Annotated in this window: 14 protein-coding genes; 11 read left to right on the top strand and 3 right to left on the bottom strand. The window is 71.6% G+C overall.

The features are described from left to right. The first annotated feature begins 3 nt into the window (after positions 1–3). From narI to BCR15_RS13140, 5 genes are all read left to right on the top strand, one after another. Positions 4–765: a respiratory nitrate reductase subunit gamma gene (gene narI / locus BCR15_RS13160; protein WP_068752668.1), complete on the top strand. Its 762-nt coding sequence runs from the start codon at positions 4–6 to the stop codon at positions 763–765. 76 nt (positions 766–841) lie between these two features. Then, complete coding sequence (locus BCR15_RS13155; RefSeq protein ID WP_256094658.1) at positions 842–2,185, top strand: MFS transporter; 1,344 nt, start codon at positions 842–844, stop codon at positions 2,183–2,185. After that, positions 2,182–3,570: an MFS transporter gene (locus BCR15_RS13150; RefSeq protein ID WP_068752666.1), complete on the top strand. Its 1,389-nt coding sequence runs from the start codon at positions 2,182–2,184 to the stop codon at positions 3,568–3,570. Before BCR15_RS13155 ends, BCR15_RS13150 begins: the two co-directional genes overlap by 4 nt. 340 nt (positions 3,571–3,910) lie before the next feature. Beyond that, positions 3,911–4,327 carry a molybdenum cofactor biosynthesis protein MoaE gene (locus BCR15_RS13145; protein ID WP_068752665.1) on the top strand — a complete coding sequence of 139 codons (417 nt, stop codon included), beginning with the start codon at positions 3,911–3,913 and terminating at the stop codon, positions 4,325–4,327. Beyond that, positions 4,327–5,535, top strand: coding sequence for a molybdopterin molybdotransferase MoeA (locus BCR15_RS13140; RefSeq protein ID WP_068752744.1), 1,209 nt, complete (start codon positions 4,327–4,329; stop codon positions 5,533–5,535). The genes BCR15_RS13145 and BCR15_RS13140 overlap by 1 nt, the downstream gene beginning before the upstream one ends. A gap of 51 nt (positions 5,536–5,586) precedes the next feature. Here BCR15_RS13140 and BCR15_RS13135 read toward each other — a convergent pair whose 3' ends face one another. Then, positions 5,587–6,069, bottom strand: coding sequence for an SRPBCC domain-containing protein (locus tag BCR15_RS13135; protein ID WP_068752664.1), 483 nt, complete (start codon positions 6,067–6,069; stop codon positions 5,587–5,589). A gap of 2 nt (positions 6,070–6,071) precedes the next feature. Beyond that, positions 6,072–6,236 (bottom strand): hypothetical protein, encoded by a 165-nt coding sequence (locus BCR15_RS15000; protein ID WP_153302415.1) that lies wholly within the window; start codon positions 6,234–6,236, stop codon positions 6,072–6,074. A gap of 67 nt (positions 6,237–6,303) precedes the next feature. Between BCR15_RS15000 and moaC the strand changes: the two genes are divergently transcribed. After that, a complete protein-coding gene (moaC, locus tag BCR15_RS13130) occupies positions 6,304–6,780 on the top strand; it encodes a cyclic pyranopterin monophosphate synthase MoaC (RefSeq protein WP_068752663.1) in 477 nt (158 codons plus the stop codon). Positions 6,781–6,787: 7 nt separating this feature from the next. Here moaC and BCR15_RS13125 read toward each other — a convergent pair whose 3' ends face one another. Further along, positions 6,788–7,303, bottom strand: a complete 516-nt coding sequence (locus BCR15_RS13125) for a MogA/MoaB family molybdenum cofactor biosynthesis protein (RefSeq protein WP_078920143.1) — start codon at positions 7,301–7,303, stop codon at positions 6,788–6,790. Between the two features lie 58 nt (positions 7,304–7,361). Here BCR15_RS13125 and modA point away from each other — a divergent pair, with 58 nt between their 5' ends. The 5 genes from modA to purM all read left to right on the top strand — a co-directional run bounded on the left by modA (position 7,362) and on the right by purM (position 12,447). Continuing rightward, complete coding sequence (gene modA, locus BCR15_RS13120) at positions 7,362–8,081, top strand: molybdate ABC transporter substrate-binding protein (protein ID WP_068752662.1); 720 nt, start codon at positions 7,362–7,364, stop codon at positions 8,079–8,081. Next, positions 8,078–8,860 (top strand): ABC transporter permease, encoded by a 783-nt coding sequence (locus BCR15_RS13115; protein WP_068752661.1) that lies wholly within the window; start codon positions 8,078–8,080, stop codon positions 8,858–8,860. Before modA ends, BCR15_RS13115 begins: the two co-directional genes overlap by 4 nt. Next, a complete protein-coding gene (locus BCR15_RS13110) occupies positions 8,853–9,908 on the top strand; it encodes a sulfate/molybdate ABC transporter ATP-binding protein (protein WP_068752660.1) in 1,056 nt (351 codons plus the stop codon). Before BCR15_RS13115 ends, BCR15_RS13110 begins: the two co-directional genes overlap by 8 nt. Before the next feature lie 68 nt (positions 9,909–9,976). After that, entirely contained in the window at positions 9,977–11,407 is a 1,431-nt protein-coding gene (gene purF, locus BCR15_RS13105; protein WP_068752659.1) for an amidophosphoribosyltransferase, read from the top strand. Then, positions 11,404–12,447: a phosphoribosylformylglycinamidine cyclo-ligase gene (purM, locus tag BCR15_RS13100; RefSeq protein WP_068752658.1), complete on the top strand. Its 1,044-nt coding sequence runs from the start codon at positions 11,404–11,406 to the stop codon at positions 12,445–12,447. The genes purF and purM overlap by 4 nt, the downstream gene beginning before the upstream one ends. Positions 12,448–12,455: the final 8 nt, after the last annotated feature.

Below are 12,455 nucleotides of genomic sequence, written 5' to 3'. Positions count from 1 at the left end.
GCGATGGACGTTCTGCTGTGGGGGATCCTTCCCTACGTGGTGGTGCTGGTGCTCGTGGGCGGGCTCATCTGGCGCTACCGCTTCGACCAGTTCGGCTGGACGACGCGCTCGTCGCAGCTGTACGAATCGAAGCTGCTGAAGATCGGCTCGCCGATCTTCCACTTCGCGCTCATCGCCGTCCTCATGGGACACCTGGTCGGACTGTTGATCCCCAAGGCGTTCACGGACTGGATCGGCATCGACCAGCACACGTACCACGCCGGCGCGCTGTACGGCGGCGGGCTGGCGGGGCTGGCGCTCATCGTCGGCCTCGCGATGCTCATCTGGCGGCGCCGCTCCACGTCGGCGGTGTTCAAGGCCACGACGTGGAACGACAAGATCATGTACCTGGTGCTGGCCACGGTCATCGGCCTCGGCATGGTGGCCACGCTGACCGGCGACACGACGCCCACGGGAGAGGAACACAACTACCGCGAGACAGTCTCGGTATGGTTCCGTTCCCTGTTCGTGTTCCAGCCCGATGTCGAGGCGATGGGCGCAGCGACCTGGCAGTTCAAGGCCCACGTGGTCGTCGGCATGCTGCTGTTCGCGATCATCCCGTTCACCCGACTCGTGCACGCGTTCTCGGCCCCGTTCCACTACCTGTTCCGGCCCTACATCGTCTACCGGTCCCGCGATGCTCAGGGCGCGCGGCGGTCGGCGACCGTTAAGGGCCGCGGATGGGATCCGGTCGGGACTCCCGACAACCAGCGCTCCCGCCGCTGACCCATTGACCCCGCCGTCGGCCCGGCCCAGCCGCGCCGACGGGAGGAACCCTGCCCCGACGACCATGAGGAGACCAGTGAGCAAGCACCTGATCGAGGTGCCCCCCATCCACGAGACGGGCAAGGGCGCCGGCCGGGTCCTGACGATGTCGACCATCGCCTTCACCGTGATGTTCGCGGTGTGGCTGATGTTCGGCATCCTCGGAGTGCCCATCCAGAAGGAACTGGGCCTCACCGACGTTGAGCTGTCGTGGATCTCCGCGGTCGCCGTCCTCAACGGCTCCATGTGGCGGCTGCCCGCCGGCATCATCGCCGACCGCATCGGCGGGCGGCGCGTCACGCTGTTCCTCTTGTTCGCCACCGCGATCCCGGCGTTCCTGGTGTCGAAGGCCGACAGCTACCCGCTGCTGCTCGCGCTTGCGTTCCTCGTCGGCTTCGCCGGGAACCTGTTCTCGGTGGGCACCACCTGGAACGCCGCCTGGTACTCCCGCGAGCGGCAGGGCCTGGCGCTGGGCGTGTTCGGCGCCGGCAACGTCGGGGCGTCGGTGACCAAGTTCATCGGGCCGCCGCTCATCGCCGGCACCGCCGGGGTCACCTATGCGTTCGGCATCGAGGGCGGCTGGCGACTGGTGCCCGTGATCTACGCGGTGCTGCTGCTTGTCGTCGGCGTCATCACGTGGCTCGTGGTGCCGCACGTCGACCGCGCGCCTGGGCGCGGGAAGCCCCTCCGAGAGATGTTGCTGCCGCTCAAGCACATGCGCGTGTGGCGGTTCAGCCTCTACTACGTCGCGGTGTTCGGCGCCTACGTGGCGCTGTCGGCCTGGTTGCCGAAGTACTACGTCGACAACTTCGACGTGTCGCTGACCACCGCCGGCCTTTTGACGGCCACATTCATCTTCCCGGCGTCGCTGCTGCGGCCCGTCGGGGGGTGGCTGTCGGACCGCTACGGGGCGCGGCGCGTCATGTACTGGACCTTCGGACTCATGCTCCTGACCTCCGGTGTCCTCATGATGCCCAACGGGCATATCGTCATCGACCACGCCGACGGGACCCAGACCGAGCATCTCGCCTACAGCCTCAACGTGTGGTTCTTCGCGCTGCTCGTGTTCCTGCTGGGCTGTGCGATGGGTCTGGGCAAGGCTGCGGTGTTCAAGCACATCCCGGAGTACTTCCCCGACAACGTCGGTTCGGTCGGCGGCCTCGTCGGAACGCTCGGCGGCCTGGGCGGGTTCATCCTGCCGCCCCTGTTCGCGTACACGAAGGCGTGGTCCGGGTTCCCGACCAGCACCTTCTTCGTCATCTTCGTCCTGACCGTCATCTGCGCGGCGTGGATGCACCTCACCATCGTCAAGATGCTGCACGACAAGTCCCCCGAACTCGCCGGCACCATCGAACTTCCCCTTGAGGAGGCCAAGTCATGAGCACCAAGCTCGAGACGAAGGGCGACTGGCTCCAGTCCTGGGATCCGGAGGATCCCCAGAAGTGGGACAGCAAGCTCGCCTGGAACACCCTTGCCGTCACCACGTTCACGCTGACGCTGTGCTTCGTGGCGTGGTTCCTCCCCAGCGCCATCGTGCCCAAGCTCAACGCGCTCGGCTTCGACTTCACGAAGGAGCAGCTCTACTGGATGGCGGCCATGCCCGGCCTCTCCGGCGGCCTGCTGCGCCTGGTGTGGATGGTGCTGCCGCCCAAGATCGGCACCCGCAAGATGGTCACCCTGACCACACTGCTGCTCGTCCTGCCGGTCCTCGGCTGGGGCGTCGAGGTGACCAACCCGGACGTGCCGTACTGGCGCCTCATGGGGCTGGCGTTCCTGTCCGGCATCGGCGGCGGCGCCTTCTCCGGCTTCATGGCCTCCACCTCGTACTTCTTCCCGAAGCGCCTGCAGGGCACCGCCCTCGGGCTCCAGGCCGGCATCGGCAACTTCGGCGTCTCGCTGGTGCAGCTCCTGACGCCCTGGCTCATCACGTTCGGCATGTTCGGTTTCCTGGGCTCGCAGCAGATGACCCTCGCGGGCAAGGAGCCGGTCGTCGTCTGGTACCAGAACTCGGCGCTGGTCTACCTGCCGTTCATCATCGCGGGCGCGATCTGGGCGTACATCGTCCTGCGGTCGGTGCCGATCAAGGCCAACATCAAGCAGCAGTTCGACATCTTCGGCAACCAGGACACCTGGTGGATGACGATCCTCTACATCATGACCTTCGGCACGTTCTCGGGCCTGGCTGCCCAGTTCGGCCTGCTCATGCTCAACCTCTACGGCGCGGGCAACACCGACATCGTCGAGGGCTCGGGCACCACGGCCACCATCCTCGTCGAGGGCTACTCGCTGCCCGACCCGGTCAAGTTCGTGTTCCTCGGCCCCCTGGTCGGGGCCGGGGCGCGCGTCCTGTTCTCGCCCCTGACCGACCGCATGGGCGGCGCCATCTGGACCCTCATCTCCGGCATCGGCATCCTGGGCTCGATCCTGTTCACCATGCCCGCGCTGACGCCCGACACCTCCAGCGCCGCCGCGCTGCAGGGCGACTTCAACCAGTTCCTGTGGGGCATGCTGCTGATCTTCCTGTTCTCCGGCATCGGCAACGCCTCCACCTTCAAGCAGATGCCGATGATCTTCGAGAAGCGGCAGGCCGGCGGCGTGATCGGGTGGACCGCGGCGATCGCCGCCTTCGGGCCGTTCCTGTTCGGCGTGGGCCTCACCATCATGAGCCCGACGACGTTCTACGCCATCGGAGCGGTCTGGGCCGTGGGGTGCATCGCCATCACGTGGTTCCGCTACGCACGGCCGGGTGCCCCGAAGCCCAGCTGACGGGGTCGCGGGCGCCTGCCCTAACGCCAGGCGCCTGCCCTCACCCGAGGCGCCTGCCCTAACGCTGGACGCCTGCCGTCCGTCCAGCCGCCTGTACTAGAGCGCAGGCTCCCGGTGAGCGCCTGCCTAACGTCGCGGCGCCTGCTCTCTAGCGCAGGCGCCCCGCGCTAAGGCAGGCGCCCCGCGCTACGGCAGGCGTGCCGCTCCAAGGCAGGCGTCCCGCGCTAAGGCAGGCGTCCCGCGCCAAGGCAGGCGTCCCGCGCCAGGGCAGGCGCCGCCGCTCCAGGGCGTTGGACAACAGCCGGATCCACGACGACGACTCGCAGTTAGGCTGGTCAGTGTGAAGCAACTCGCAGGGGTGACGGCCGACGACGTCGACGTGGCCGCGCTCACCGCGTTCGTCAGCGACGACCGCGCGGGCGCCGTCGTCACGTTCGGCGGCATCGTGCGCAACCACGACCACGGCGTCGCGGTGACGGGCATCGAGTATGTCGGCCATCCGACGGCGGACGCTGTCATGCGGGATCTGGTCGCCGAGTTCGCGGACCGGGAGGGCGTGCACGCGATCGCTGCCCAGCACCGCGTCGGCACGCTCGGCATCGGGGGAGTGGCGCTGTTCGTCGCCGTCGCCGCGTCGCACCGGGCGCAGGCGTTCGGCTGCGCATCCGACCTCGTCGAGCTCGTCAAGGAGCGCCTGCCGATCTGGAAGAAGCAGTTCCTCGCCGACGGCACGCACGAGTGGTCGATGTGCCCGTGATGCTGAGCGTCGAGGACTATCTGGACCGCGTGCTCGGCCTCGCCACGGTCCTGCAGGCGGAGGACACGCCCATCGGCGGCGGGTGGGGCCGGGTCCTCGCCCAGGACCTGCCCGCCCGTCTCGCGGTGCCACCGTTCGACAACTCGGCCATGGACGGCTTCGCCGTGCGGGTCGCCGACTGCACGCCCGGCGCCCTGCTGCGGGTCGTCGGTGACATCCCCGCGGGCGCCACGGGCACGCCGACGGTGGGGCCTGGCGAGGCGGCCCGGATCATGACGGGCGCCCCGCTGCCTCCCGGCGCCGACGCCGTCGTCCCGGTCGAGCTGACGGACCAACCGATGGGCGCGGCACCGCTCCCGTCGAGTGTCGTCGTCCGGGACTCGACGTCCGCCGGGCGCCATGTGCGTCGCGCGGGGGAGGACGTGCAGGCTGGCGACCTCGTCCTCCGCGCGGGCGCCGTGTGGTCGCCCGAGGCGGCCGCGGCCGCCGCATCGATCGGGTACGGGTCCGTGCCGCTGCGTCGTCGCCCGCGGGTGGCCGTGCTGGCCACCGGCTCCGAGCTGGTCGCGCCGGGAGGGACCGTGGGCTTCGGCCAGATCCCGGACTCCAACTCACTCCTGGTGGCCGGGCTCGTGGAGCGGTTCGGTGGCGAGGTGGTGCTGTGCCGCGCGGTCGACGACGACCCCGCACGCTTCGCCGCCGCCATGGACGAAGCCGTGGCCGCGGACATCGTCGTCACGACCGGCGGGGTCTCCGTCGGGGCGTTCGAGGTCGTGCGCCAGGTGGTCGAGGACCGCATCGAGTTCGTCAAGGTCGCCATGCAGCCGGGCAAGCCCCAGGCGTGCGGGACCCTGCGCGATCCGGACGGCCGTGGCGTGGCGTTCCTGGCCCTGCCCGGCAACCCCGTCAGCGTCTACGTGAGTTCGTACGCGTTCCTCCGCCCCCTCATCGCGGCGTTCCAGGGCCTTCCCACGGCCTGGGCTGGAGCGGACCTGCCGGTGGCCGAGGGGTGGCGCAGCCCGCCCGGGCGGCGGCAGTACACGCCCGTGCGCGTCGTCGACGGCGCGGTGCGGCCGGCGCATCGCCTGGGATCGGGTTCACACCTGGTGGCGTCGCTGCACCTGGCCGACGGGCTCGCCGTCGTCGCCGAGGACGTCGATGGTGTGTCGCCGGGCGACGTCGTCGCGGTGCACCGCACTCGCGCCTGAGCGGGCGCGCCGGGGCTCGACACCCGGCACACCCGGCACGCCCGCACACGGTCAGCCCGCGAGTTCGTCCATCGACTGCCCGGTCTCCAGCAGCGACTTCAGATCCGAGAGCGCCCACGGCCATCCGCCGCCGCCGGTCTGCGGATCGGCCCCGCCGCTGACCTCGGCCAGCAGTTGCGTGTTGTTCGTGACGTCGTGCGTGAGGACCACCTGGGTCAGGCCGCTGGGGTACTCCGTGAGTTCCCAGGTCAGCCGGGTGGCCTCGGCGCCCGGGTACCAGCTCGGCGCCCAGTCCAGGACCAGCCGGCGCGGCTCGTCGATCTCGATGACCCGGCCCTGGACGGCCACGTCGCCCATGCCCATCTGCTTCATTTCCTCGGTACTGAGGCTCCGGTAGTCGCCGCCGGGACGGGGATCGATCTCGACGCTGCCGCCGTAGCCCCAGCGGGAGGTGTCCTCGGGGGTGGTGAGGGCCTTCCAGATCCGCTGGGCGGAGGCCTTGATGTAGATGCTGTAGACGACGGTGTTGCTCATGGTCAGCCTTTCGTGGAGTCGCTCTCGACGACGTGTTTGAGCTGTAACAGGGCCGAGGCGATCCCGGCCCGGTCGGTGTACTTGCCGATCCATCTCTCATGGATCTGCTGGATGGGGACCGGGTTGAGGTGGTGGAGCTTCTCCCGGCCTTGCCTGCGCGTGGTCACGATGCCCGCCTCCTCCAGGATCCGGGGGTGTGTTGGTGAGAGCCCGCGAACCTGACAGGCTGGGCGCATGGAGTTCACGCATCTCGACGCCCGCGGCCAGGCCCGCATGGTCGACGTCACCGCCAAACAGCCCACCGTCAGGTCCGCCACCGCGGTCGCGACGGTCCGGTGCTCGGCCGACGTCGTCGCCGCGCTGCGGGGCGGCACGGTGCCGAAGGGCGATGTGCTGGCCGTCGCCCGCGTCGCCGGCATCGCGGCGACGAAGAAGGTGCCGGACCTGCTGCCGCTGGCCCACGTCATCGGGGTCCACGGCGCCGTCGTCGACCTGACCATCGTCGAGGAGGGCGTCGACATCGAGGCGACGGTGCGCACCGCGGACCGCACCGGCGTCGAGATGGAGGCGCTGACCGCGGTGACCGTCGCGGCGCTCGCCGTCGTCGACATGGTCAAGGGCGTGGACCGGTCCGCGGAGATCGTGTCGGCGCGGATCACCGCGAAGAGCGGCGGCCGCTCGGGGGACTGGACGCGCCCGGCGCAGTCCTGACCTCGCCTCAGCCCTGGCTGGCCGGGCGGCTGAGGTCGTGGTCGGCCCCGTCGAGTTGCTGCACGATGTGCACCAGCAGGGGGCCGAGCACCGCGATCGCGTCCCTGGCCCCGCCCCGCGACCCCGGAGCGTTGAACACGAAGGCCCGGTTCCCGTCCTGCTCGATCACCCCGGCCAGGCCTCGCGACAGCCACGACAGCGGCGTGTTGGCCGAGCCGAGGCTGCGGACGGCCTCCGCGACACCTGGGACCTCGTACGTCAGCAGGGGGCGGGTCGCCTCGACGGTGACGTCGCGGGGACCGACCCCGGTGCCGCCCGTGGTGAGCACGACCCGCGCGCCGTCGGCCACCGCCAGCCGGATCTCGGTCGCGATCACCTCGGCCTCGTCGGGGACGATCACGGCCTCCGCGACATCGAAACCCAGCCCGTCGAGGGCCTCACGCAGCACCGGGCCGGAGCGATCCTCATAGACGTTGTCGGCGGCCCGGTCGGAGCAGGTGATGACGGTGGCGCGGTACGGCATGTCGGCCAGCCTAATGTGCGGGTGCCCCCGGCGGAGCCGCAGTGCTAGCGTGCCGCCCATGGCGACGATCGGGCAGCGGGTGGGTGCGCTGGTCGCCGTCGCGGCGCTCGCCGGGTGCGGCCAGCCGGCCCAGGGCGACGCGCCGGTGGTCTTCGCGGCGTCCTCGCTCAGCACCGTGCTGCCCCACCTCGACGACACCGCCCGCTTCAGCTTCGACGGCTCCACCGGCCTGCTCGACCAGCTCCGCTCGGGGGCCCGGGCCGACGTCTTCGTCTCGGCCGACCACGACACCATGCTGGCCGCCGCGGAGGAGGGCCTGCTCGACGGCGAGCCCGTCATGGTCGCCACCAACCGCCTGGTGCTCGTCGTGCCCGCCGACAACCCGGCCAGCGTCACGGGCTTCGACGGCTCGCTCGCGGACACCAGGCTGGTGGTCTGCGCCCCGGAGGTCCCCTGCGGGTCCGGTGCCCGGCGGCTGGCCGAGGCGGCCGGCGTGCGCCTCGACCCGGTCTCGGAGGAGCTCAAGGTCACCGACGTGCTGGGCAAGGTTGCCTCCGGCGAGGCCGACGCCGGGATCGTCTACGCCACCGACGCCGCGCTGGCCAGTGACGCGGTGACCGCCATGGAGATCCCGGGAGCGGCGGCCGACCCCAACACGTACTGGGCGGGCGTCGTCGCACAGGCGCCGCACCCGGAGGGCGCCGAGGCCTTCGTGGCCGCCCTCGCCGGTCCATGGCAGGCGGACCTTCGGGCCGCCGGATTCGGGCCGCCGCGATGACCGGCGCCGGCCTGCCGCGCTGGGCGTGGCTCCCGTTCGCGCTCGCGATGGCGCTGCTTGTCATTCCGCTGGCGGGCCTGCTGGCGCGCGCCCCGTGGGCCCGGCTGGGGGAGCTGCTCGCCTCCGACCGGTCCCGCGACGCGCTCCTGCTCAGCCTCGCCACCTGCGCCGCCTCGACCGTCATCTGCCTGATCCTGGGGGTCCCGACGGCCCTGGTCCTGGCCCGCGCGCGGGGTCAATGGGTGGCGGCCGCCCGGACGCTGCTCACGGTCCCGATGGTGCTGCCTCCGGTGGTGGCGGGCCTGGCTCTCCTCACGACGCTCGGCAGGCGCGGGCTCCTGGGGCAGCCGCTGGCGGTGCTCGGCGTCGAGATCGGGTTCACCACGGCCGCCGTCGTGGTGGCACAAACCTTCGTGGCGCTGCCGTTCCTCGTGGTCTCGCTCGAGGGGGCGCTGCGCACCGCCGGCACCGACATGGAGCGCGCGGCCGCCCGCCTCGGCGCGTCGCCGTCGTACGTGCTCGCCCGGGTGACGGTGCCGCTGGTGGCGCCGGCAATCCTGTCGGGCACCGCGCTGTCCTTCGCGCGGGCGCTCGGGGAGTTCGGCGCAACCCTCACGTTCGCCGGATCCCTGCAGGGCGTGACGCGGACCCTGCCGCTGGAGATCTACCTCCTGCGCGAGTCGGACACGGACCTGGCGCTCGCGCTCGCCATCGTGCTGCTGGGCGTCTCCGCGCTGGTCGTCGCGGCCGCCGCCAGGCTGGGCAGAACCCATGGGTGAGGCCATCCGCGTCCGGGCCAGGCACGCCGCACGCGGCCTCGACGTCGACGTCACGGTCCCCGAGGGCTCCATGCTGGCCGTCGTCGGTCCCAACGGCGCGGGCAAGTCGAGTCTGCTGCAGCTCATCTCCGGCGACCTCGTACCCGACGACGGGGAGGTGACGGTGCACGGGCGCACACTGACCGGGCCCGATGTCCACATCCCCCCGCACCGCCGGGCGGTGGGCTACCTGGAGCAGCGCGCCCTGCTCTTCCCGCACCTCACCGTCGTCGACAACGTCGCGTTCGGCCTCCGGGCGCGAGGCCGCGACCGGCGCGCGGCCAGGGCGAGGGCCGCCGCCGAGCTCGCCGCCGTCGGATGCGCCGACCTCGCCGGCAGCCGGCCCCGCGAGCTCTCCGGCGGGCAGCAGCAGCGCGTCGCCCTGGCGCGGGCGTTGGCGACCGACCCCGAGGTCCTCCTCCTCGACGAGCCCCTCGCTGCCCTGGACGCCGGTGTCGCCCCCGAACTCCGTCGGCTCCTGCGCACCCGGCTGCGCGGGGTCACCACCGTCATCGCGACCCACGACCTGCTCGACGTCGCGGCGCTGGCCGACCGCATGGTCGAACTCACCGGCGGACGCGTGACCGCCGAGGGCCACGTCGACGATCTCTGCCAGCGGCCGGCGTCGGCCTTCCTCGCCGGATTCGTCGGCGTCAACCTCCTGCACGGCGACACCCACGGCGACGCCCGGGTGTGGCTCGCGCCGACGATCGCCATCGCCGGCGCCGTGGACGGCGATCTCCCGCCCGGGCCGGCGCGGGCCGTCTTCGCGCCCGCCGCGGTCGCCGTGTACCGCGCGGCAACCCACGGCAGTCCGCGCAACGAACTGCCCGCCGTCGTGGTCGCCGTCGAGGACCGCTGGCCGGTCCAGCGGGTGACGCTCGCGGTGGCAGGGCAGCGCATCGCGGCGGACCTCACGCCGGCGTCGGTGCGGGAATTGGCGCTCGCGCCGGGCGACGACGTGCTCGCCGTGGTGAAGGCCACCCAGGTCGCACTGCACCCCGGCTGAGCGCATCCGGCGTGCGGCCGGATGGGCGGAGGAGGCCGCCCCAGCCGGCAGCAGGTAGAGTCTGGCGCGTGCTCGGCTACGACGGTCCCAAGGAAGAGTGCGGCGTCTTCGGGGTGTGGGCGCCCGACGAGGACGTCGCGCAGCTGACGTTCTTCGGCCTCTTCGCGCTGCAGCACCGCGGCCAGGAGTCCGCCGGCATCGCGGTCAGCGACCAGCAGCGGATCATGGTCTACAAGGACATGGGCCTGGTCAGCCAGGTGTTCAACGAGGCGACGCTGAAGTCGCTGCCGGGACGCCTCGCCATCGGCCACACCCGCTACTCGACCACCGGCGCCAGCATCTGGCACAACGCGCAGCCCACCTTCCGCGCCACCCGCGACGGCGGCCTCGCCCTGGCCCACAACGGCAACCTCACCAACACGCACGAGCTGGAGGCCTGGCTCGCCGACCTCGATCCGACGGAGCGGGTGCCGGAGAAGAAGACGATGGACTCGACCAACGACACGTCGCTGGTCACGGCCCTCATGGCGAGCTTCGGCGACGAGCCGATCGAGTCGGTCGCCATGAAGGTCCTGCCCCGCCTGCAGGGCGCCTTCTGCCTCACCTTCATGACGGAGCGGACCCTCTTCGCCGCCCGCGACCCCCAGGGCATCCGGCCGCTGGTGGTCGGGCGGCTGGCCAACGGCTGGGTCGTGGCGTCCGAGACCGCCGCCCTGGACATCGTCGGGGCCAGCTTCGTCCGCGAGGTCGAGCCCGGCGAGTTCCTCGCCATCGACGAACGCGGCCTGCGCTCCGCCCGGTTCGCGGAAGCGCGCCCCAAGGGCTGCATCTTCGAGTACGTCTACCTCGCCCGCCCGGACACGACGATCGCCGGTCACGGCGTCCACGCCGTCCGTGTGCGCATCGGGCAGCACCTCGCCGAGGAGTACCCCGTCGACGCGGACCTCGTCATCCCCGTGCCGGAGTCGGGCACGCCGTCGGCCATCGGCTACGCGCAGGCCTCCGGCATCCCCTACGGACAGGGCCTGGTCAAGAACGCCTACGTGGGCCGCACCTTCATCCAGCCCAGCCAGACAATCCGGCAGCTGGGCATCCGGCTCAAGCTGAACCCGCTGCGCGAGGTCATCGAGGGCAAGCGGCTGGTCGTCGTCGACGATTCCATCGTCCGCGGCAACACGCAGCGCGCCCTGGTGCGCATGCTGCGCGAGGCCGGCGCCCGCGAGGTGCACGTGCGGATCTCGTCGCCGCCGGTGCAGTGGCCGTGCTTCTACGGCATCGACTTCGCCACCCGCGCCGAGCTCATCGCCCCCGGGCTCACCGTGGAGGAGATCCGCCGCTCGCTCGGCGCCGACTCGCTGGGCTACATCTCGCTCGACGGGCTGACCGCCGCCACCCAGGTGCCGGCCGACCAGCTCTGCCGGGCCTGCTTCGACGGGCAGTATCCCGTCGCCATCCCGCCGGCCCAGGCCGAGCTGCTGAAACTGGAGGAGAGGTCATGAGCGACAGGAGCGCCTACGCCGCCGCGGGCGTCGACATCGAGGCCGGCGACCGCGCCGTCGACCTCATGAAGGCCCACGTCGCCGCCACCCGGCGCCCCGAGGTGCTCGGCGGGCTCGGCGGGTTCGCCGGCTTCTTCGACGCGTCGGCGCTCAAGGGCTACCAGCACCCGGTGCTCGCCACCTCCACCGACGGCGTCGGCACCAAGGTGGCCGTGGCGCAGGCCATGGACAAGCACGACACCATCGGCATCGACCTCATCGGCATGCTGGTCGACGACCTCGTGGTCTGCGGCGCCGAGCCGCTGTTCGTCACCGACTACATCGCCTGCGGCAAGGTCGTGCCGGAGCGCATCGCGGACATCGTCAAGGGCATCGCCGACGGCTGCCTCGCGGCCGGCTGCTCCCTCGTCGGCGGCGAAACCGCCGAGCACCCGGGCCTCCTGCAGCCGCACGAGTACGACATCGCCGGCGCGACCACGGGCGTCGTGGAGCGCTCGAAGATCCTCGGCCCCGAGCGGGTCCGCGTCGGTGACGCCGTCATCGCCATGGCCGCGTCGGGCCTGCACTCCAACGGCTACTCCCTGGTGCGGCACGTCCTGCTGTCGGGCGCCGGCTGGGCGCTGGACCGGCACGTCGACGAGCTCGGCCGCACGCTCGGCGAGGAGCTGCTCGAGCCCACCCGCATCTACGCGCTCGACGTCCTGGACCTCATCGGACAGGTCGAGGTGCACGCCATGAGCCACATCACCGGAGGCGGCCTCGCCAACAACCTCGCCCGGGTCATCCCCGGCGACATGGTCGCGGTGCTGCAGCGCTCCAGCTGGACCCCGCCTGCCATCTTCCAGCTCGTGCAGCGGGTCGGGCGGATCTCGCAGGCCGACATCGACGCCACCCTCAACATGGGCGTCGGCATGGTCGCCATCCTGCCCCAGGACCAGGTGGACGCGGCTCTTGCCCGCCTGGCGGGCCGCGGCGTCGAGTCGTGGGTCCTGGGCCGTATCGAGGCCTCCGAGGGTCCGGGCGACGCCGTCCTCGTCTAGCGGGGGCC

Origin of the sequence: Tessaracoccus lapidicaptus, from assembly GCF_001693815.1 — a bacterium.
Lineage (GTDB): Bacteria > Actinomycetota > Actinomycetes > Propionibacteriales > Propionibacteriaceae > Arachnia > Arachnia lapidicapta.
This window is presented reverse-complemented; position numbering and strand designations above follow the sequence as displayed.